We start from the raw sequence: 22307 nt of genomic DNA, 5'->3' as shown, positions 1-22307 counted from the left end.
CTACATGGGAGTTGAGTTGGCGCTCAACTCCTTTTCTATTATCATTATACCATTTTACATGGATAATGCAAGTGAGTGCTTCAATAAAAAATAATCGGTTTTTTCCTTGTTCATCTGTGCAAAATATAGTATACAATTTTCAATCATCTTTTCAGCGATACGACATGGAACAATAAAAGCGAGTTCTTTTCTTGCGCTGTTTTTTATAAGAATCAGTTACTTTTTTCCAGGTCAAAAGGAAAATTTACATCTTTTGTATTTGGAAAAATAAGAATATAATAATGATAGAAGATGTAAGCGTTTTAAAAGGAGAGGGATATGAGAAGTGACTTGGTTTTATCTACTTTATTGGACAATGACTATACTCCTGAGCAGACCCTTGCCGAATCTCTCAAGGTTTCTAGGCGAACCATCCAAAATGATATTAAGCAATTAAATGAGCTTGATTCTGGATTTATCATTGAAAAGTATAAATCAGGCTATCGTCTTTCGATTACGGATTCTGCATTATTTCAACAATATTTTGAAAGCCTGCAATTTGATGTGGTGGACAGTCAGGAGATGCGTTTGGATAAAATCGGCTTTTTGTTGCTAGTCTATCCAGATTACATTACGATTCAATTTTTGGCAAATGAACTGTGTAGTAGTAGCAGTCAGATTAAAAAGGATCTAAAAAAACTAGAGCAGCTATTCAAGGAACAAGGACTTGTTCTAGAGAGAAAAGCTCATTATGGCATTCGGGTCAAGGCATCTTTAGCAGAAAAAATTGCTTGGTTATTGCAGCATGCCAGCTATCGAGGATTTATCACAGAGTATATCACAGACAGCCAACAATCCCAAATCAGTGGCCTGTTATCAGATTGGTTTCAATCCTGCGCGTATATCCCAGATATTGCAGAGATTCATATTGCAGAGCAGGAATTGGCTCTGTTATTATGCATGGAGATGGTAGCAGGCTCCCTGGGCTTAGAAGAGCTGGACTCGGTTTTAGACAAGGATTTAGAGACTATTAAGCACTTATTTTCTAAAGATAAGCGTCAGTTTTTGGAAAATAGTTTATCTATTCGGACCAGACAACAACAAGACACTAGATCCCTGTCCTTGAAAAAGAGGATTGGCGAGTATTTTCAAACTTTTGATACAGTCCATCAGACCGAATGTTCAAGTGATGATGAGTTTCTAAATGTGGTGTGTTTGCATATTGCAGCGTTGATTGAACGATCGCGGAAGGGAATTGTCAGTGTTAATCCGTACGCCAGTCATATTAGTAAGAACTATCCTGTTATCTATAATGCGGCTTTGAAATTTTCTAGGTGGCTGGAAGAAGTCTATCAGATTACCATTACATCTGATGAGATTGCCTATCTAGCAACACACATGCTGGTCCCTTATCAGAAAAGTAGGCAAAAGCGTTTGGAGCAGCAGTATCGGATAGGTGTTATTTGCTCTTCGGGCGGTGGCATTGCCCAACTAGTTCATTTGAAACTGAGACGTATTTTTCCAAATGCGATGATTCAGACTTTCTCTTTACTTGAAAAACAAGCAATTCAGCAGTTTCAGCCGGATTTGGTCTTTTCCATAACAGATATAGATTGCGCCTTACCATGTCCAGTGATTCACTTAGATGAAATTCAGGAGAATTTAGATGATATGTCGATGGCCAGCTACATTGATTCCTTTCAAGGGTCTAGGTCTCGTTCTATGGAAGATTTGTTTCTTGAGTGGCTCTCACCAACCTTTTTTACAATAAGAGGAAAAGAGGAGTATCGAGAGATTTTAGCTGATTTAGCGAGTCAGCTAGAAGTCGATAATCAGCAGATAGGCTATGTGCGCTCTCTCTTAGAGAGAGAAGATTATCTATCTACCATCTATGCTCACGGAGTAGCGATACCGCATCCTATGGAGATGAGGGGGAAGGAGAATATTATTTCGGTTTGCTTGTTACCACGTGGTGTGCAGACAGAAGGCATTCATCCTAAAATTATCTTTATGGTGTCACTGAAAGAGGGAGAAGTTGAAAAACATCAAATCATTTCGCAGGTACTTAGTAAGTTAATGGAGAAGCCATTGGGCATTGAGGCCCTGCTCAAGACGGAAAATTATCAAGAATTTCGTTATCAGTTAAAACATATATTGGAGGGAAAATAACATGAGTATTGAATTGTTGGAGGCTTTATCGAATGCAGATGGTATTGCTAGTAACGAAACAGAAGTGCGGCAAGTGTTGTGTCAGGAATTGGACTCGTTGCCTTTTTCAAAATGCTATGATGGTCTAGGAAGTCTGATTTTCACCAAAGTAGGTCAGGATCCGAGCAAGAGTATTATGATTTGTGGGCACTTAGATGAAGTAGGCTTCATGGTACGAACCATTAGCGAGACCGGCCTTATTTCCTTGATGGTGGTAGGAGGTGTGAAACCCTTAGCTCAGCATTTTCAAAAGGTACGGATTACGACTTTTGATGGCCGAAAGATTGTAGGTTTTATTTCGGGGCGCTACCGTGACGGTGTAACAGAGGAATTGATATGTGATATCGGTGCCTCTTCTGATGAAGAAGTAGCGGATTTAGGCATTGAGGTAGGCAATATGGTCTGTTTTGATAGTGCCTTTGAGCATCTAGCTCCTCAGTCCATGTATATGGGAAAAGCCTTGGATAACCGTTTGGCCTGCTATATTATGGCTGAATTGATGAAAGATATTGCAGATAAGGACCTACCAATCACGATTCATTTTGCCTTTACCAGTAGTGAAGAAGTTGGAATCAGGGGGGCTAAGACGAGTGCCCAACTGGTCAATCCAGACAGTGTTTTTGTCATCGATGTAGCGACTTATAGTGATTCGACAACCAGAAATCATTTGAATCAGCGACAGGTAGGCAAGGGACCTATTTTAACACATTTTGATCGCACCTTGGCTCCAAATATACAGATGATTCGATTTGTGAAAGAAATTGCGAGTCAGTATCAGATTCCCTTGCAGTTAGATATGTTTTCATCTGGGGGCACAGACGGTGGCCAGGCCCATCTTGTTCATGAAGGAAAGCCGACAGTAGTGACGATTGTTCCTGTTCGGCATGGGCACTGTCCGTATTCCTTGGTAAGTAGCAAAGATATTTGCCAGATGATTGATTTATATCGGAGTATGATGATGGGCTGTTCAGCAGCAGTTTGTGAGCAATTTAAGTCGTTTAAATAGGAGTATGAAAATGGAAGAAATGGATATTGTAAAGATGATTGCCATCTCAGGTGATAGTAAAGCCAAGGCATTTGAAGCCTTGAAATGCCTTAAAGATAAGGATATTGCACGGGCAAAAGAGTTGATTAAAGAATCTAGGCAACTAGATTTAGAAGCACATAATCTTCAAACAAATCTAATTAGCAAGGCGTTAATGGGAGAGGAGGATACAAAGGTGACGTTATTAATGGTCCACGCACAAGATCATTACATGACTAGCCAGCTCGCCAGAGATTTGATTGAAGCAATGATTGCTATTTACGAATAAAAAGGAGTACGAAGATGAAAATTTTACTATGTTGTGCAGGCGGTTTTTCAACCAATATGCTGATGCAAAATATGCGAAAAGTTGTGCAAAAGAGTGAGGTATTGAACGATGAGGACTTTGACTTTACAGCCATTCCCGCAGATGCCTTGGAACAAGAAATTGATGGCTGGGATATTGTCTTGGTCGGACCACAAATTGCCCATAAAATTGATTATATCAAATCTATACTAGAACCAAGGAGCCTTCCTTACGCTGTCATTGACAAAGACGTCTATGGTCAAATGGATGGAGCAACTGTTTTAAAATTGGCACTTGTCACACATCGGAAACACACATTGAAGTCATAAAAGAGGGAAAGGATCCGTCGTTATGTTTGAAAAATTTGAAGCGTTTATGAATCGCTTTTTTCTCCCCCTAGCACGCAAGGTAGATAACCAGCGGCATTTGAGTGCGATTAAGGCAGGAATGGTTGCTATGACTCCCTTTACCATTCTAGGAAGTTTCTTTGCTATATTGCCTGCCTTACCCAATATGCTAGGAGAAGAAAACGTTGTTAGTCAATTTATACTAGGAAATGCAGAATTGTTTGATTTACCTGTTACGCTTTCAATCGGGTTAATCGGGCTCTATTCTAGCATGGCCATTTCCTTTAATTTGGCAAATTACTACAAGCTCTATATTCCTGGAGCGGTCACTCAGGCTGTCTTTGCTTTCCTCTTTTTAACCATTCAGTTTACAGAAGATGGTGGCGTTAGTCTATCAAATTTAGGAGCGAAGGGGTTGTTTACTTCGATGATTGCTTCTATAGTAACTGTTGAGCTCTACCAGTTCTGCAAGAAGAGAAATTTGACTATTCGCATGCCAGAGGGCGTTCCTGATTTTGTGTCTAGATCATTTGAGTTAATTCCAGTTACCCTGATTGTTGGTGGTACCTTTATTCTGACACGTTTTGCATTATTATCAACCGTTGGTGAACTTCCGCCGACCATTTTAACCCGTTTCCTTCAACCTTTAGTTGGTTCAATGGACAATCCATGGTCTGTTTTAGCACTGAATTTCTGTATTTGTACTATTTTCTTCTTTGGTATTCACTCATCTGTATTCAGCCCTATTACGCGCCCGATTATGGTAGTGTTTATCGCTGAAAATATTGCAGCCTACCAAGCAGGTCAGCCTTTGCCTCATTTCTATACGGCAGGAGCCTCTAGTGCTTTCTTTGGGTTTACAGGTTGCGGTATTTCCATCGGATGTGTCATTGCTTGTATGCTATCAAAAAGTCAGCGTTATCGTCAAATTGGTCGCGTATCGCTCTTTCCAGCCTTATTCGGAATTAACGAGCCAATCTTGTTTGGGGCACCGATTATTTTGAATCCTGTCATGTTTATACCGCATGTATTTGGAGGAGCTATTATTGGGACCTTACCAATGTTTTTGATGCATTGGGGATTGGTGGACAAGCCAATTTTCGATCCTCCATATGTGGGTGTCTTTTTGGAAGGATTTTTGACAAATGGAGATTGGCGCTCAATTGTGGCCAATGTCATCCAACTCGTATTAACCGTCGCACTTTATTGGCCATTCTTTAAGGTAATGGAAAAACAAGAGTTAGAGGCTGAGCAACGAGTGCAAGCAGAACATGAAATCTTTACAGAATCAGATGCAGATATTCTAGATGAATTGGGCTTGGATTTTTAAAGGAGAGACAGCAGTGAATGATAAAGTGTTCCAGCTATTAGAAGAAAAGCAGCTTGATGCATTGATTGTGAAATCTGTTCCCAATAAAATATATTTTCAGTCCTTAAAAGGTAGCGGTGTTTACCTTGTTATCAGCAAGTCAGAGGTCGCACAATTTTTTGATGGTCGTTATCGGCAAGAAATCAAGGAACAAACGGATCGTCATTATAAACAATATGAGGTTCCGAAAGGGCGATATATAGAGGAAATCACGGCTTATCTCAAAAAAATAGCTGTAAAGAGACTTGGTATTGAGTCTACTGGACTATCGATTCAAGAATATCGTTTCCTAACTGCTACTTTTGATGTCTGTCTGTTACAAGATGAATTAGAACGCATCCGTTCGATAAAAACGAAGGCAGAGTGCCAGAAGATTCAAGCGGTTTGTCAATTGACGGATGAAGTGTTTACAAGTGTTCTCCCACAAATCACAATTGGCATGACGGAGTTGGAATTGAGTGGCATCATTCATTATGAGGCTTTCAAACGAGGTGCTAGTGCCATGGCTTTTGAGCCAATTATTGCCTCTGGTTTTCGAGGAGCTTACCCGCACGGTCGGCCGACCACTAAAAGGATTGAACACGGTGAATTACTGACGATTGATTTTGGCTTGATTTTAGATCATTATCAATCTGATATGACACGGACTCTAGCTGTTGGGACCATTGATAGCAGACTGCGTGATCTTTACCAGACTGTATTGTCAGCCCAGACAAAAGCGGTGTCAGAGATTCGAAGCGGGCTGAGCGGGAGTGCTATAGACCGAATAGCACGTGAGGTAATTGACGAAGCGGGGTATAGTGAATATTTTACTCATGGTTTAGGCCATGGAATTGGAATTGGTCATGATGTTCCGATTTTAAGTCCGAGAAGCCAAATGATTCTTGAAGAAGGAATGGTGATGACCTGTGAGCCTGGCATCTATATACCTGATATCGGTGGTGTTCGAATTGAAGATGTGGTCATGATTCAAGGAGGAGTTGGGAAGCAGCTAACACTTTCTGAAAAAGAGTTAATAGAAGTGGGTTGATATGGTATATGACTTTGATAAACGAATAGATCGTCGTTTGGGAAATTCTAGGAAATGGAATCCCCAACAAATTGCCATGAAGTTTGGCCTAGGAGAAGGAGTCATTCCGCTTGATTTAGCAGATATGGATGTTGCTGTTGCTGAACCAATTCGTCAGGCCTTGGTCGAGCGAGCTATGGTTGCAGACTACAGTTACACCTTTGTGCCAGATGAATTTTACAGGGCTGTTATTGATTGGAATCAGAGACGGTTTCAACATACTATTGAAAAGGATTGGATTAAGCTGACTTTTGGGACAGTCTCAACGCTTCATTATCTTGTACAGGCTTTTAGCAGGGAAGGTGAAGCCGTCATGATCAATACGCCAGCCTATGCTCCCTTTGCAGAAGCTGTTATCCATAATGATCGAAAATTGCTGATGAGTTCTCTGGTAAACAAGGAGAATCGCTATTATTTTGATTTGGAGGATATGGAACGCAAGTTCCAGACAGAAGATGTAAAATTATATATCTTATGCAGTCCTCAAAATCCTTCTGGACGTGTGTGGACAAGGGAAGAACTGTATCAAGTGGCAGAACTCTGTATCAGATACAATGTTTTACTGGTCTGTGATGAGATTCACCGAGATATTCTGTTTGATTCTACATCTTTTACGACTATTGCTAATGCGCATCCTGACATTATGGAGCATTGTATTCTCTGTCTGTCTCCAAATAAGGCCTTTAATCTTGGTGGATTGAAAACTTCCTATGTTGTCATTCAAAATCCCGTTATTCGCCAGCGCTTTTACCAACAGCTAGAAGCAAATTCAATTACGTCGCCACACGTTTTTGCAGTACCAGCCATAATTGCTGCCTATACCCAGTGCGAAGATTGGTTGGATCAGCTGATAGACTATATTCAGGAAAATATGCGCTTACTTCATGAGTGTTTTGAAGAGATTCCAGAGGCAGTAATTATGCCAGCAGAATCGTCCTTTTTAGCTTGGATTGATGTAAGACAACTTTTTCAGAATGAAGCAGAAATGACCGCCTTTTTTAAGGAAGCCAACTTAACCATGGTCCCTGGTAGTTATTTTGTGAAAGACGGTGAGGGATTTGTCCGTCTGTGTGTTGCTCTGCCGAGAGATTTGTGGCTGACGGTACTGGCGAGATTGAAAAATACGTATGTAACATATAAAGAAAGGGGCTTATAAGAATTTATCACAATATCCGAAAGATGTTTGATGATGGAAGACATTTGCGACCGCCTTTGTTCTCACATGGATCTTTGGTTACAAAAAGGAAGACACATTATAAAAAGGAGCTAGTTGCTCCTTTTCTTATGCTTCCCCATCATCAACCGCCTTGAGGTGGCGGAAGCGTGGGCTGGTTTCGGCTAGGAATGCGGGGCTGCCTGCCATTTCGAGCTTACCATTTTCAAGGAAGATAACACGGTCCGCGTATTCAATCCCTTTCAAATGGTGGGTAATCCAGATGACAGTTTTCCCTTTTAATTCTTCCATGAAAGTGGTTAAGACTTGTTTTTCTGTAATCGGGTCAAGTCCGACGGTCGGCTCATCCAGAATCACGACAGGGGTATCTTTTAGAAGAATGCGGGCGAGGGCAATCCGATGCCGTTCTCCCCCTGAAAAACGTAGTCCAGCTTCATCTACCATGGTATCAAGTCCCTGCGGTAATTTTTCGACCATTTCTTTTAGGCCTACCCGTTCGAGCACCTGCCAGACTTGCTCGAGACTAGCCTTGTCGTTTCCGAGGCGGATATTATTGAGCAGGCTGGTCCGAAAGAGGTAGGGAGCCTGTTGGATGACACCGATGTAAGAGGAAATGGCTTCTCCGATACTGGTGACCGGAATCCCTCCGAGGGAAATCCTTCCTGCGCTAGGCGCTAAGTCTCCCCGCAACAAGGTAGCCAGAGTGCTTTTTCCTGAACCGCTACGGCCTAGAATTGCTAATTTTTGACCCTGTGGAATGGTCAAATCAAGCTGATCCAGCACCTGTTTTTCCTCATTTGGATAGCGAAAGCAGAGGTCTTCAATCTGAAAATCGTAGGGAGCTTGCGGTTCTTTATCTGCTTGAGTTTCGGCTCGTAAACTCGGTAGGGCATTGAGCCGTTCAATCGAATCCGCATAACTGTTGGTCTCTTGACTAGCAGTGGACAAGCCTGCAAAGGCATCGATAATCGGAAGGAGTGAAAGGACAAAGGCTGCGACCCAGTTGGCTTCTCCGCCATGATTGCCGGTAAACCGCCCACTAGCCCAAATGAAGGTTGTCAGAATCAGCAGTCCATAGGCAACTTCAAAGACAAGGGCGCGCTTGTTTTGAAAGGTCTTCATCTTGGCTTGAACGGCCATGAGTTGGTCTTGTGAATGTTCGTGAAGGGCCACGTATTCTTGCCCCCGCTGACTGAAAATCCAATCAGAGATTCCCAAGACATTATCTGTCAATTCAGTATAGAGACTATTTTTTAGGCTCTTTTCTTTTTGCTGTCTGGCACCATTGACTAGAACAGATACCAAGGGGAAAAGAAAGACGAGAATGGCTAAATAAAGCAACATAAAGAGGGCAAACCACCAAGAAAAGAAGCCGATAGCAACCACGATAAAGACATAGAGCAACCAAGCGATAACTGTCGGAAAAATCGTGCGGAGATAGAGATTTTGCAGGTGGTTGATGTCTTCTGCCAACAGTCCGATGACATCTCCCAAGCGAAAATCACGCTTGATAAAGATGGCATCTTGCTCTAGGGTCTGATAGAGCTTGAGGCGGAGTTGGGAGGTCATTTTGAGCACCCAGTTGTGGCTGGTTAACCGCTCCAAATAGCGAAAGACAGGGCGAGTAATCCCAAAAGTCCGAGTGAGGACGATGGGAATATAAACCAAGAGAATATTGGTCGGTAGGGAGGCGGATTTACTGATGAGAAAACCAGAGATAAACATCAGGGCGCCTGCACTAAAGAAGGTCAAGAAGCCTAGAAACAAGGCGGCCGCTAAGGCCACTTTGTACTGTTTAAAGAATGGTTTGACCCAGTAGTCTTCTCTCATGACCCGAAATAAAGGAATATTAGTCATGGTTTCCTCCCATTGCAGTTTTTAGATGATAGAAAGTGCCCTTTTGGGCTAAGAGCTCTTCATAGCTCCCCATTTCAACGATTTGCCCCTTATCTAGCACCAAGATATAGTCCATCTGGTGGAGCCAGTGGAGGCGGTGGGTGGCAAGCAAGACCAGACGATTGTCCATCAGCGGCAGCATTTTTTCCTTGAGTTCTAACTCGGTTTCAATATCGAGGTGGGCAGTCGGCTCGTCAAGGAGGAGAATGCGGCGTTTCTTATCGAGAAAGGCACGTGCAAGGGCAATCCGTTGCGCCTGACCGCCACTAAGCGGGCGAGCTCCATTTCCGATACGGGTGTCAAGACCCTCTGGTAAACTTGCGACTAGCTCATCCAAGCCAACGACTGAAATCGCCTCCCGCACTTCCTCATCGGTTGCAGATGGCGTATAGAAGGTGATATTCTCCCGCAGGCTCATTTCAAAGACATAGGGATTTTGAGGAATGTAGAGTAATTGTTGCTTCCAATCTTCTTGGTCAAGGTTGGCGATTGTCTGTCCGTTAACGCGAATCTGCCCTTCTTTTGGCGCTAAAAAGCCACTCAAAAGATTGATGAGGCTGGATTTTCCAGAGCCACTCATGCCGATAATCCCGATTTTTTGATAGCCAGTGATGGCGAGCGAAGTGCCTTCAAAGAGTGTTTTATCTTCGTAGGCCATGGCAATCTTGTCCAACTCTAAGCAGCTTTCAGCAGTCCATGGTGCAATCGCAATCTGTTCTGCCTTGATACTTGGCGTCTGTAAGATGTGCTGAATACTCTGCATGGCATTTTTCCCGTCCAAGGTAGCGTGATAATCGCTTGAAAAATCACGGACAGGTAGGAAATATTCAGGCGCTAAAATGAGAATGGTAAGAGCAGGAAAGAGGAGCATTTGTCCGTTGATGAGCCGTAGTCCAAGGAGCACAGCGACCACCGCAATCGACAGCGTTGTAAAGAAGTCTAGCGCGAAGGTGGATAAAATTCCAATTCTCAAGGCACTCATGGTCGCCTTACGAAAATTTTCGCTGGTCTGGTAAATATTTTTGGCATAGGGCTTGCTGCGGCCGAAGAATTTCAAGGTATCAAGGCCTCGGAGCGTATCCAAAAAGTGATTGGAAAGGAGTTGATATTGAGCGTACTGGCGATCCGCCCGCGCTTGCGCGGCATATCCCAAGATAATCATAAAAATGATAATAATCGGAAAGACGATGAGCAGAACCAGGCCAGATTCCCAGTCCAGATAAAAGATAAAGGCCAGAATCACCCAAGGAATCACACTCATGTTCATCATCTTGTTTAAAATCAGGTGCAGGTAGTTTTCCACCAAGGAAATACCGTCCAAGGTCATGGTGATGACATTTCCAGATCCCTCTTTTTGGACAATATGGGGGCCAAGTTCAAAGAGTTTGCGAAGCAATTGCCCTCGCAGGAGACTAGCCTGCTGGCTTGAGAAACGATCCAACCGTTCATCTTTGAGATAGTTGATGAGGTGCCGTCCCAGATAGCAGATGAAAAAACAAGCAGCCGGTAGCAGTTGGCTCTCTAAAGCCTGTCCCTCCCAGACACCGGTAATGGCCTGACTGAGTCCTGTGGCCTGTCCGATAATAAAGATTGCCTGAAGGAGGTCTAATCCTGCAAGCAATCCTAATAGTTTATGAACACCGGACAAGCGCATGACAGCTTTATCCAGCATGGTGCTCCTCCGTTCCGATGACAGGTAAGGTAATCCGTTTTCTAAAGATGTAGTAGGTCCAAGCAGTATAAGCTAAGACAAACGGTACCAGGGTAAGAGCCACCATAGACATGATGCCAAGGGTGTAAGGTGATGAGGAAGCTGATTCAATCAGCAAGTCGTATTTGGAGCTGATAGAGCTAATCATCACACGTGGGAAAAGTCCTTGGAATAAGAGAACAACAACTGTGACAAGTGACAAGCCACTTGCAAGAAAGGCTGTCATTTCCGCTTTCTTGATAACAGACAGATGAGCGACAACTGTAAGGACGACAATCGCAACCACCAAGACCAAGGTTGGCACAAGGTGTAGTTTAAAGAAGTCTGTTTTGAAAAAGAGCAAGGCTGCAAAGGCTACCAAACCAAGATAAAGGACAAGGTAGAGTTTTTGGGCGTATTGACGGGCACGCATGCGAATAGGACCGTCTGTTTTCAGGCTGATGTAGTTCAAACCATGTAGATAGGTCAAGAGTACCATGGCTACTCCACCAACGAGTGAAAAGAGGTTGAAGTAGTCGCCAAAGTGGGCAGCCATATTCCCATTTTCATCGATTGGCATGCCCTGCACCAAGCTGATAAACATGATACCGAAGAAGAATGGCACGATGAAGGATCCGATTGACAAGGTCCAGTTCCAGCGTTGCTTTTCATGACTAGGCACTTTGTGGCGGAATTCAAAAGAAACACCACGGATAATCAAGCCGACCAAGATAATCAACAAGATGAGGTAGTAGCCACTAAACAGTGATGCGTACCAATAAGGGAAAGAGGCAAACATGGCACCGCCTGCGGTCAAGAGCCAGACTTCATTTCCGTCCCAAACAGGACCGATGGTTTCGACAATCTGATCTTTTTCCAACTCATTTTTGGCAAGGGCTTGAACAGCCATTCCTACCCCGAAGTCAAATCCTTCAAGGAAGAAGAAGCCAGAAAAGAGTAGGCCAATGAGAAAGAACCATAATAATTGTAAGTTACTCATTTAGAATGCCTCCTTGTTAAATGCGTCAACAGAAGAATAGCCACCGATGTGAAGTCCTTCATGTTGGTAGTCAGGTCCGTGTTGTAATTCACGGATAACGAGTTTGACCATGGTCGTTGCAAGACCGGTGAACAAGATGAAGTAGACGATGTTTGATATCGTCAAGGACGCAACAGACACGTTTGGTGACACACTTTGTTCAATGGTGAAGAGTCCGTAAACGGTCCAAGGGTAGCGACCTTGTTCTGCCACAACCCAACCGAAGGTATTGGCTAAAAATGGGGCAAAGGTTGTGAGAGCAACCAGCCAGAGCATCCATTTCTTTTCATAGAGGACAGGATTTTTCTTTCTGGTCCAAAAGAGTCCTAGGGCTGAAACAAGGAGCATCAAGGTACCAAAACCAGCCATGATACGGAAGCCGTAAAAGAGCAGGTTGACCATTGGGAAGTAGTTGCGGTCGCCGTATTGGGCAATCAATTCTTCATTAGCGGTGTCCATTCCTTTGACAGAACCTGACAGCTTATGGTAGGACAGGATACTGAGCATATACGGAATCTTGACACCGAAGACTTGTTTGTGCTTAGCTTCGTCAGCCCAAGCAAGGACAGTCCAGGCAGCAGGGTCGCCAGAGTCTTCATAGTCCCCTTCCATAGCTGCAAATTTCATGGGCTGATCTTCGATGAGGGCCTGCATTTGCGCATCTCCAGCTCCAAGAACAGAGATAGAGCCGATGAGCGATACAATCAAGCCGATGCGGATTGATTTTTTATAGAGGGCTTGCGTGGTTTCAGTCAGACTATCCTTTTTCAAGAGACGGAAGGCAGACATACCAGCTACAAGAATACCACCCATGGTAATGGCACCTGTAATCACGTGGCTGTATTCGTAGATGAATTGTGGGTTGGTAATCAAAGCCCCAAAGTCTGTCATCTGGGCACGGCCATTGACTACTTCATAGCCGACTGGGTGTTGCATGAAGCTGTTGGCAATCAAAATCCACATGGCAGACATTAAGGAACCAAATACGACCAACCAGATAAAAGCTGCATGGAGTTTCTTGCTGATTTTTTTATTTTCCCAAGTGAACATCCAAAGTCCCAAGAAAGTGGACTCCATAAAGAAAGCAAAGAGGGCTTCGACAGCCAGAGGGGCTCCGAAAATATCTCCAACGAAGCGGGAGTAATCAGACCAGTTCATTCCGAATTGGAATTCTTGGATAATCCCTGTTACCACACCGACTGCGAAACTAAGCAGCATGATGTTGCCCCAGAATTTGGTTAATTTTTTATATTCTTCTTTGTTGGTTACCACGTAGCAGGTTTCCATAATAGCTACGACCAAGGCTGTACCAATCGTAAAGGGTACAAAGAAGAAGTGAAAGATAGTGGTTATCGCAAATTGCAGACGAGCCAAGGTTTCTATCGTCATAATATCCTCCGATTCAGAAACGAGAGTGCAAGCTCATTTCTGTCCTAAAATTTCTTTTCTTACTATAATAGTACGTTTGACGACTTAATGGTAGAGGTCAAAGCGACCGTGGGCCATCAATTCTTTCAAGCCTCCCATATCAAGGAGAGATTTGTTCATAATCGCCTTTTTAATCACTGAAGCAGGGTAGCCTTTGACTTTTTTGTTAAAGGCAAGACCAAGGGCGTGGGTGTTGCCGACAGAAGCGACCGTTCCTTGTGAATGATAGACAAAAGGTTCAAGGGCTTCACCTTTTAATTGGTGGAGCAGGTTGGTTGCGACGTGTTTGCCCATTTGAGTGGCAATTTGAGCTGTCGTTGGATAAGGGCGGTTGGAATCAGGATCCATAAAGGCAGATACGTCACCGACAATGTAGACATTGTCATAGTCAGGGTCACGTAAGTCATGTTGGATAACGACACGACCGCGACGTTGGTCAAAGCCTGATTCAGCCATTACAGGGCTACCGCTGACACCTGTTGTCCAGACAATCGTAGAAGCCTCAATCGCTTGCAACTCTTCACCAGTCTGCTCTGTCGCATAGAGCACTTGACCTGGCGCAATCTCCTTAATCATGCAGCCCGTCATAAGGCGAATACCCAAGCTGTCAATCAAGTTCAAAGCGTAGTTGCGCAAGTCGTCATCAAACATTGGTAAAATGCTTGTTGCAGCTTCCACACAGACAATCTCAATCTGCCTTGGGCTGACACCTGCTAAATCTGCGTAGCGCTTACGTTCATCAACGAAAGCCCCCGCTAGTTCAATCCCTGTAAAACCAGCACCGCAAATCAAGAGGCGGAGATGACGTTCATCTTTGGTCGCACGATAGGCAGCCATTTGTTGAATAATATGCTGATGAATGGCTTCAGCAGTCTCAATATCCACCATTTGAAGAGCATTTTCCATAGCTCCTTTGATACCGGAGGTTTCTGAAGTAAAACCAAGAGCAACGACTAGATAATCATAGTGGAGCAGTCCCTTTGTTTTTAGGCTAACGGTTTGCTCTATTCGATTGACAGAGAAGACTTGGTCTTGAATAAAGGTTACCCGATTGCTATTTACGACTTCTTGAATAGGGAAGGAAATCTTTTCCTTGGGCTGAGAACCTGCTGCGACCTCATGCAGTTCAGTCGCTTCATAGTGATAGGGATTACGATCGACTAAGGTGATATGAAAGTCACCCGATTCTTTTTGTAACGCGCGGACTGTTTTCAGACCAGCATAGCCCGCACCTAATACGAGAATTTCTTTCATCGTAGATACACTTCTTTCTAATGTAGAATGATTCCAAGGGCATAGGTTAACACTTGGACGGTAGAGCCCAAGGCTAAAATCTTAATCGCACATGGAAAAGTGTCTGATTTGACTTGCTTTTGCCATAAAAGCCTAGTTTGTTGCATGATAAAAGGGAGTAAGAGTACACTCAATAAACTCGTCATCGGAGCAATTCCTAGCCAGACTTGACAGACAATCGCAAGTAGTGCCATTCCATTTGCAGTAGCAAACAGATAAAGCCCGCCTTTGATACCGATATAGTGAACCAGAGTATAGCGATGATTCCGCTCATCTTCTTCCTTGTCGCAAAGGTTATTGGCCAACATGAGATTGGCAATCCAGAGGGTATTTGGAAGAGCAATGAGAAAAATTTCTGCTACTGCCGTGAGGGTCCAGCTAAAGTGAGGAGCAGTATTGAGGTAGACGCAGATGAGACTGATCATAAATCCCATGGTAAAGCCTGAAAATACCTCTCCTAAAGGCAGACTAGATAAGGGTTTTGGTCCTGATGAATAAAAGATTCCAACAGCGTAGCAAAATCCTCCCATGATGAGTAAGGGCCAGCCGACAAACCATGCCAATGTAAGCCCAATGATGAGAGAGAGGGTAAAGAGCATCAGCATGAGTCTCTCTACTGCAGCTAGCGACAGATTCTCCCGTCCTATGATATTGGTCTTTGTTTGATAATCTTGATCCAAGGCACGCCGATAGTCATTGTAATTGTCCCAGACATCGACAAACATGTTGAACAAGAGCATGGCGATAAAGTACAGGCCGACATAGAGAGGTTGCACACTTCCGTAGGCATAGTAGCTAAAGCACATCCCGATTAAAAAAGGCAATATACTCGCTGTTTTTGCTTTTATTTCCACCAATTCCAAAAAAATTGGTAAGGTCATTATCTCCACCTTTCTATTCCATCTCTTAACCCTATTATTATATAGGAAAAGACTTGAAAATGGAAATAATTGGAACTGGAAAATAGACAAAATGCGAAAAATGTCGAAAAAGTCGTGTTTGAGGGCTTGTCGCCTGCTAAAAAGCTGTTTTTCTTTGTTGAAAAGAGAGGGAAAACATCAGAATTTTCTGGTATTTTTTGCTATACTAGACATAACAAGATGAGAGAAGCAAGGAGAAGACATGCAGACACTAACATGCCCGCACTGCGGGGTGGCCTTTCAGGTCAATGAAACAGAGTACAGCCAGCTATTGTCCCAGGTCCGTGGGGTAGAATTTGAGAAAGAATTGCATGAGCGCTTGGCGCGTGAGACTGAATTGGTCGAAGAAAAGGCGAAAAGTGAGTTGCAACGCCAGTTGGCCAAGCGAGATCAAGAAATTGTGGAGCTTTCAGCCAAGCTAGAACAGACCGCAAACCAGACCGAACTGGAAATCCGCTCGGCTCTGTCCCAAAAGGAGCAAGAAATCCTAGCCTTGGAAGCGCAGATGGACAAGGTTCGCTTGGAAAAAGAGCACGAATTGCAACTGGCTATTTCTGCCATGGAAAAAGAGCGTGACGCGGTCAAAACAGAGTTGCTCTTGCAGGAACAAAAGCAGGAGCTGGCCCTTGCAACGACCAAGCAGGAATTTGAAATCCAATTAAAAGCCGCCAACGAGCAGGTGGAATTTTACAAAAATTTCAAGGCTCAACAGTCGACCAAGGCGATTGGGGAGAGCTTAGAATTGTACGCAGAAGCAGAGTTTAACAAGGTTCGTCATCTGGCCTTTCCAAATGCCTACTTTGAAAAGGACAATCTGATTTCTAGCCGAGGTTCAAAAGGCGATTATATTTACCGTGAGTTAGATGAGAATGGGGTGGAAATTCTCTCCATTATGTTCGAGATGAAAAATGAAGCAGACGATACGGTGAAAAAGCACAAAAATGAGGATTTTCTCAAGGAGTTGGACAAAGACCGCAAGGAAAAAAATTGTGAATATGCGGTGCTGGTCACCATGCTAGAAGCGGACAATGACTACTACAACACAGGGATTGTTGACGTCAGCCACAAATATGAAAAGATGTATGTGGTCCGTCCCCAGTTTTTCATTCAGTTGATTGGCATCTTGCGCAATGCGGCCATGAATGCTCTCAAGTACAAGCAGGAACTCGCGCTTGTCAGGGAGCAAAATATCGATATTACCCATTTTGAAGAGGATTTGGAGACTTTCAAAAATGCCTTTGCCAAAAACTACCAATCTGCTAGCAGCAATTTCCAAAAGGCGATTGATGAGATTGACAAGGCTATTAAGCGGATGGAGGCGGTCAAGGCGGCGCTCACGACCAGTGAAAATCAACTGCGTCTAGCCAATAACAAACTAGAAGATGTCTCCGTCAAAAAATTAACCCGCAAAAACCCGACCATGAAGGCTAAGTTTGATGCCTTAAAGGAGGAACTATGATTCGTCACTATCAAGAGAAAGATGTGCTATCCTGCCAGCATTTACTGCTCGAGTTGGGCTATCCCAGTCAGCTTGAGGAGTTGAATGAGCGCTTGTCCCAGCTTTTGGATCAGCCTGATTATGAATTGCTGGTCTATGAAGAAGACGGGCAGGTGCTTGGCTTGATTGGCTATGCCAAGATGTACTTCTTTGAAAGAAAGGGCGCTTACTTGCGAATCTTAGCCTTGGTTGTTGATAGTCGTCACCGCCAAAAAGGGATTGCGACGGCTTTACTCGATAAGGTAAAGCATGTCGCTCAAAAATCAGGGTGTCTGGCGCTCGCCTTAAATAGTGGCATGGCGTCAGAACGCAAGACCGCCCACCATTTTTACGAACGCTACGGCTTTGAGCAAGCCTCTGTCGGGTTTGCATATCATTTTGAGGAGAAATGATGATGGAAATGGATAGCAGAATCATCCAAGTATTGAATCGTATTAAGCATGAATGGGTTGCTCAAATAGGCTCTAATCTAGTGGGCATATATGTGCATGGCTCGCTTGCCTATGGCTGTTTTTCTTGGGAACAAAGTGATATTGATGTTTTAATGGTCGTCAAGGAATCCTTGCAGCAAGCAGAAAAAGAAAAACTCATTTGTTCCATACTTGAAATAGAGCGACTTGCTCCCCAAAAAGGGATTGAGATGAGTGTTGTCTGTAAAAAAGACCTCAAACCTCCATGTTTTCCCATGCCCTATCAGTTGCATTATTCTATGCAACACCGAAAAGCAGCCGGAGAAAATATCTCCTTGTACTGTGCAAACATGCAGGGAGAGGATATGGATTTGACTGCGCATATCATGGTCATTTGTCAAAAGGGCATTGTCTTATATGGGGAGGCGATTCCGAAAGTTTTTCAGGAGCCTACTCGAAAAGACTATTTAGGCAGTGTCTGGTATGATATTGAAGATAGTCTAACAATGGTAATACAAGACCCAGTATCCACTATTCTGAATCTCTGTCGGACACTGGCCTATGTGAAAGAAGAGATGATTTTATCCAAGAAAGAAGGTGGAGAATGGGGACAGGAACACTTGTCTCAACGATACTATCAGATGTTGGAGAGTGTTCTTAGCGCCTATCGAACTGGTGTTGCCTTAGTTCCTACTAGCTTGATGGCACAATTTGTAGAGGAATGCTTGGCTGAATTGGCTGGGGATATAGTCTAACGTCTTAAATCGGTGGCTCTGCTCCAGATGTGATAGGGGCATATCCATTGAGAACTAGGAGGAAGCAATGAATTTTATCACCAAACTTGAAGTAAAGGACTTGGCAGAAGAAGAGTATTATTTCCACATTCCTGCTATCCGTGAGCTAAGAACGCTTGATTTATCTTTGCCCATTACCTTTTTTACGGGAGAAAATGGGAGTGGCAAATCAACCTTATTAGAGGCGATTGCTGTTTCTTGGGGCTTCAATCCAGAAGGGGGAAGTCTCCAAGCCTATTTTGCGACCAAAGATACCCACTCGTCCCTTTGCGACTCCCTCATTCTTTCTAAGAGTGCTAGGCGACCCAAATCAGGTTTTTTCCTCCGAGCAGAAAGTTTTTATAATGTAGCCAGCTATCTGGAAGAAGTGTGGGAGGGAGAAATTCAAGCTGGCTATCAATTGGACCACTATGGGGGAATTCCTCATCAAAAATCTCATGGTCAGGCCTTTATGGGCTTGCTCTTACATCATTTTAAGCCTAATAGTCTCTATCTATTAGATGAACCAGAAGCGGCACTTTCTCCGCAGAATCAGCTGGCCATGATACGGCGGATATATGAATTAGCCCAGCAAGGCTCTCAATTTATCATTGCAACCCATTCCTCCATTTTGACAACCCTTCCTCACTCACGGTTGTATCATTTCGATAAGGAAATCAAGGAGATTGATTACAGGGAATCAGAAAACTATAGGCTGACCAAGATGATGCTGGAAGACCCTGATCATGTCCTCCATTATCTATTAAAAGAGTAAGAATCTTCTACTTGTCCAATTCCATTTCTATGCTATAATAGTTCTATGCTTTCAGGAATTATCAATGTAAAAAAAGAAGCGGGGATGACCTCGCATGATGTGGTGTTTAAACTCCGCAAAATCTTGCAGACCAAGAAGATTGGTCACGGTGGAACCCTTGACCCAGATGTGACAGGGGTCTTGCCCATTGCCGTTGGAAAGGCGACCCGCCTCATCGAATACATGCAAGAAGAAGGGAAAATCTACGAGGGTGAAATCACTCTTGGATATTCCACGACAACAGAAGATGCGTCTGGCGAGGTGGTGGAGCGTACTCCGATTCCAAGGAGTGTGACGGAGGAAGAAATCGACCAAGCCATGCAGCGTTTTGTCGGCACCATCACGCAAATTCCTCCCATGTATTCAGCAGTCAAGGTCAATGGACGCAAGCTCTACGAATACGCGCGGGCGGGTGAGACAGTTGAGCGACCAGAACGTCAGGTGGACATCTACCAATTTGAACGGACCAGTCCTCTCGTTTTTGTGGACGAATGTGCCCGCTTTTCTTTCCGTGTGCGCTGTGGTAAAGGGACCTACGTGCGAACCTTGTCGGTGGATTTGGGAGCGCAGTTGGGTTTTGCCAGCCACATGTCTCAGCTCGTGCGAACAGGTTCTGCTGGCATGGTGCTTGATGATGCGCTGACCATTGAAGAAATTGCAGATTTGCTTGAAGCAGACGATGATTCCTTCCTTCAGCCGATTGAGCATGGGATCGGTGATTTGAAAAAAGTGGTGCTTAGTGAAGAACAGCTAGCAGATGTGATACACGGACGTTTTGTAATCTTAGATGAAGCAGTTGATTTGCTTGCAGGTTTTAAAGACGACAGACTGATTGCTATTTTAGAAAAAAGAGAAGATTTCTATAAGCCTCGGAAGGTTTTTATCTAGGTCTTTTGAGCGCTTTATGATACAATAATACAATGATGAAACGGATAACGATAAACGATTATAAAGACATTCAGCCCCAAGCAGAAACCGTATTGGTTTTGGGGTATTTTGATGGGATTCATCTAGGGCATAAGGCCCTGCTAGACAGGGCGCGTGAGATGGCTAATCAGCGTGGTCTAACGGTGAGCGTTCTGACCTTTCCCGAATCACCACGCCTTGCCTTTGCCCGCTTTAGTCCAGACTTGCTCCGCCATTTGACGAGCGCTGAACGTCGCTATCAACTCTTTGAAGAGTATGGGGTAGACCAGCTCTACCTGATGGATTTTACCAGTCAATTTGCAGCAACGACCCCTCAAGAATTTATCAACCAGTATGTCAAAGCCTTAAAGGCTAGTGTCGTCGTCGTTGGGTTTGACTATCATTTTGGAAATAGCAGAGCGACGGTTGCGGATTTCAAGGAGCTCTTTGATGGAGAGGTGGAAGTCGTCGGGGAAGTGCAGCTGCAGGGGGAAAAAGTATCGTCTACTCGGATTCGCAAGGCCATTCAAGATGGACGAGTTCATGAAGCCAATCAATTATTGGGCTACCCTTTTGAGACCCGAGGGATTGTCGTACATGGAGATGCCAGAGGACGAACCATCGGCTATCCGACAGCCAATCTAGCCCCGCTTGATGCCGTACACTTACCAGCAGACGGTGTTTACGTCGCTGATGTGGCAATCGCTGGAAAACGCTATCGCGCTATGGCAAGCGTTGGGAAAAATGTGACCTTTGATGGCACAGAACTGCGCTTAGAAGCCCATATCTTTGGCTTTGAACGCTATATCTACGGTGAAACAATCACGATTTACTGGCTTGAGAAAATTCGTGACATGATTAAATTTGATGGCATTGATGCCTTAATGACACAAATGAAAGAAGATGAGCAACTAGCGCTCACTTGGAAGGATCATGATTAAGAAAATCATAAACGATTCGCGCTATGAAGTAGCGATGATTGTGATGGCTGTGCTCTACGTTTTACTGATTGTTAGTGAAATGCTGGCACTTGTTTCTGCTCAAAGTCTCTTTTATCACATTTTTGATACCATGCTTTGGGCTATTTTTGTGTTTGATTATAGTAGTAATCTGTATTATGCCGACAATAAAGGGAGATATATCCGCAACAATCTCCTTGACTTGATTGCGATTTTGCCTTTTGTCCAACTGGCAGCCTTTTTCAGAATTGGACGAATTGCACGCTTTGCAAAATTGTTTGGGCTCTTAAAATTTACCCGTCTTGTTGCGGTCTCTAGTAAGCTCTGGGATATTCTCCGCAAGCTGATGAATACCAGTGGTCTGTATAAGATTTTGGTACTCAACTTTGTTGCGGTAATGATTGCCAGTGGTGTTCTCTCTGTAGTTGAAAAGCAGTCTCTCTTGAACTCCTTATGGTGGTCAATTGTGACCATGACGACCGTTGGGTACGGCGATATTGTGCCGCAGACAGCTATTGCAAAGGCTATTGCGATTGTGCTCATGCTGATTGGTATTCTGACCTTCGGGATGGTAACGGCCATCATTACCCGCTTTTTTGTCGATAGCGAACGCGATGCCAAAATTGATGAGCTGACCTTGAAAATCGAAGCACAGAATCTCCTGCTAGAGCGCTTGGAAGCAAAAATTGATGATTTATCTCGGCAATAGCAAGGCTAAATCTGATTTTATCTTGTAAAACGCTTTTATCTAGTGTATAATAGAGGGTGAGAAAATAATATAGAAAGGTATGCTTATGATTACACTATTTTTATCACCTAGCTGTACGAGCTGTCGTAAGGCTAGAGCGTGGCTAACCAATCATCAGGTACCTTTTTCAGAGCATAATATCATGACGAGTCCCTTGACAACGGAGGAATTGAGAAATATTCTGGCTTTAACCGAAAATGGGACAGATGATTTGATTTCGACCCGATCAAAGGTCTTTCAAAAGCTCAATGTCGATGTTGACGAACTCTCGATTTCAGAGTTGATTGAATTGATTGCTACCTATCCAAGTTTGCTTCGTCGTCCGATTATCCTAGACGAAAAACGGATGCAAATTGGATTTAATGAGGATGAAATCCGGGCCTTTTTACCACGGAAATATCGCAAGCAAGAATTAAAAAATGCAACATTAAAAGCGGAGATAGGACAAGGATAGAT

At 43.7% G+C, this 22307-nt stretch carries 21 protein-coding genes; 15 read left to right on the top strand and 6 right to left on the bottom strand.

The features are described from left to right. Window positions 1-318: 318 nt before the first annotated feature. The 7 genes from BU202_RS02785 to BU202_RS02755 are packed head-to-tail and all read left to right on the top strand — an operon-like array spanning window position 319 to window position 7459. Window positions 319-2148 carry a BglG family transcription antiterminator gene (locus tag BU202_RS02785; protein WP_075104283.1) on the top strand — a complete coding sequence of 610 codons (1830 nt, stop codon included), beginning with the start codon at window positions 319-321 and terminating at the stop codon, window positions 2146-2148. 1 nt (window position 2149) lies between these two features. Beyond that, window positions 2150-3193 (top strand): aminopeptidase, encoded by a 1044-nt coding sequence (gene ypdE / locus BU202_RS02780; RefSeq protein ID WP_075104282.1) that lies wholly within the window; start codon window positions 2150-2152, stop codon window positions 3191-3193. Window positions 3194-3197: 4 nt separating this feature from the next. After that, on the top strand, window positions 3198-3500 hold the full coding sequence (locus BU202_RS02775; protein WP_075104281.1) for a PTS lactose/cellobiose transporter subunit IIA: 303 nt from the start codon (window positions 3198-3200) through the stop codon (window positions 3498-3500). A 14-nt stretch (window positions 3501-3514) separates the two neighbouring features. Beyond that, on the top strand, window positions 3515-3847 hold the full coding sequence (locus BU202_RS02770) for a PTS sugar transporter subunit IIB (protein WP_075104280.1): 333 nt from the start codon (window positions 3515-3517) through the stop codon (window positions 3845-3847). 22 nt (window positions 3848-3869) lie between these two features. Beyond that, the gene (locus BU202_RS02765) at window positions 3870-5195 is read left to right on the top strand and encodes a PTS sugar transporter subunit IIC (protein WP_075104279.1); all 1326 of its coding nucleotides are present in this window, start codon (window positions 3870-3872) and stop codon (window positions 5193-5195) included. Between the two features lie 13 nt (window positions 5196-5208). Continuing rightward, window positions 5209-6264, top strand: a complete 1056-nt coding sequence (locus BU202_RS02760; RefSeq protein ID WP_244149009.1) for a M24 family metallopeptidase — start codon at window positions 5209-5211, stop codon at window positions 6262-6264. A 1-nt stretch (window position 6265) separates the two neighbouring features. After that, entirely contained in the window at window positions 6266-7459 is a 1194-nt protein-coding gene (locus tag BU202_RS02755; protein WP_075104277.1) for a MalY/PatB family protein, read from the top strand. A gap of 126 nt (window positions 7460-7585) precedes the next feature. On the opposite strand, the gene cydC is transcribed toward BU202_RS02755, so the two are convergent. The 6 genes from cydC to BU202_RS02725 form a co-directional block, all read right to left on the bottom strand. Continuing rightward, window positions 7586-9334 (bottom strand): thiol reductant ABC exporter subunit CydC, encoded by a 1749-nt coding sequence (cydC, locus tag BU202_RS02750; RefSeq protein ID WP_075104276.1) that lies wholly within the window; start codon window positions 9332-9334, stop codon window positions 7586-7588. Continuing rightward, window positions 9327-11045, bottom strand: coding sequence for a thiol reductant ABC exporter subunit CydD (gene cydD, locus BU202_RS02745; RefSeq protein ID WP_075104275.1), 1719 nt, complete (start codon window positions 11043-11045; stop codon window positions 9327-9329). Before cydD ends, cydC begins: the two co-directional genes overlap by 8 nt. Further along, window positions 11035-12063: a cytochrome d ubiquinol oxidase subunit II gene (cydB, locus tag BU202_RS02740; RefSeq protein ID WP_075104274.1), complete on the bottom strand. Its 1029-nt coding sequence runs from the start codon at window positions 12061-12063 to the stop codon at window positions 11035-11037. Before cydB ends, cydD begins: the two co-directional genes overlap by 11 nt. Beyond that, entirely contained in the window at window positions 12064-13491 is a 1428-nt protein-coding gene (locus tag BU202_RS02735; RefSeq protein WP_075104273.1) for a cytochrome ubiquinol oxidase subunit I, read from the bottom strand. Between the two features lie 84 nt (window positions 13492-13575). Further along, window positions 13576-14784: an NAD(P)/FAD-dependent oxidoreductase gene (locus tag BU202_RS02730; RefSeq protein WP_075104272.1), complete on the bottom strand. Its 1209-nt coding sequence runs from the start codon at window positions 14782-14784 to the stop codon at window positions 13576-13578. 17 nt (window positions 14785-14801) lie between these two features. Then, window positions 14802-15704: a prenyltransferase gene (locus BU202_RS02725; protein ID WP_075104271.1), complete on the bottom strand. Its 903-nt coding sequence runs from the start codon at window positions 15702-15704 to the stop codon at window positions 14802-14804. A 241-nt stretch (window positions 15705-15945) separates the two neighbouring features. On the opposite strand from BU202_RS02725, the gene BU202_RS02720 reads away from it, so the two are divergent. From BU202_RS02720 to BU202_RS02685, 8 genes are all read left to right on the top strand, one after another. Next, window positions 15946-17202, top strand: coding sequence for a DUF2130 domain-containing protein (locus BU202_RS02720; RefSeq protein WP_075104270.1), 1257 nt, complete (start codon window positions 15946-15948; stop codon window positions 17200-17202). Further along, window positions 17199-17633: a GNAT family N-acetyltransferase gene (locus BU202_RS02715; protein ID WP_075104269.1), complete on the top strand. Its 435-nt coding sequence runs from the start codon at window positions 17199-17201 to the stop codon at window positions 17631-17633. Before BU202_RS02720 ends, BU202_RS02715 begins: the two co-directional genes overlap by 4 nt. After that, window positions 17630-18406: a nucleotidyltransferase domain-containing protein gene (locus BU202_RS02710; RefSeq protein ID WP_083605745.1), complete on the top strand. Its 777-nt coding sequence runs from the start codon at window positions 17630-17632 to the stop codon at window positions 18404-18406. Before BU202_RS02715 ends, BU202_RS02710 begins: the two co-directional genes overlap by 4 nt. Window positions 18407-18473: 67 nt before the next feature. Beyond that, window positions 18474-19199 carry an AAA family ATPase gene (locus tag BU202_RS02705; RefSeq protein ID WP_075104267.1) on the top strand — a complete coding sequence of 242 codons (726 nt, stop codon included), beginning with the start codon at window positions 18474-18476 and terminating at the stop codon, window positions 19197-19199. A 45-nt stretch (window positions 19200-19244) separates the two neighbouring features. Then, on the top strand, window positions 19245-20126 hold the full coding sequence (gene truB / locus BU202_RS02700; RefSeq protein WP_075104266.1) for a tRNA pseudouridine(55) synthase TruB: 882 nt from the start codon (window positions 19245-19247) through the stop codon (window positions 20124-20126). Between the two features lie 35 nt (window positions 20127-20161). After that, on the top strand, window positions 20162-21085 hold the full coding sequence (locus tag BU202_RS02695) for a bifunctional riboflavin kinase/FAD synthetase (RefSeq protein WP_075104391.1): 924 nt from the start codon (window positions 20162-20164) through the stop codon (window positions 21083-21085). Next, window positions 21078-21812, top strand: coding sequence for a potassium channel family protein (locus BU202_RS02690; RefSeq protein WP_075104265.1), 735 nt, complete (start codon window positions 21078-21080; stop codon window positions 21810-21812). Before BU202_RS02695 ends, BU202_RS02690 begins: the two co-directional genes overlap by 8 nt. 85 nt (window positions 21813-21897) lie before the next feature. After that, window positions 21898-22305, top strand: coding sequence for a Spx/MgsR family RNA polymerase-binding regulatory protein (locus BU202_RS02685; protein WP_075104264.1), 408 nt, complete (start codon window positions 21898-21900; stop codon window positions 22303-22305). Window positions 22306-22307: the final 2 nt, after the last annotated feature.

It is taken from the genome of Streptococcus cuniculi (genome assembly GCF_001921845.1).
Classification (GTDB): Bacteria; Bacillota; Bacilli; order Lactobacillales; family Streptococcaceae; genus Streptococcus; species Streptococcus cuniculi.
This window is presented reverse-complemented; position numbering and strand designations above follow the sequence as displayed.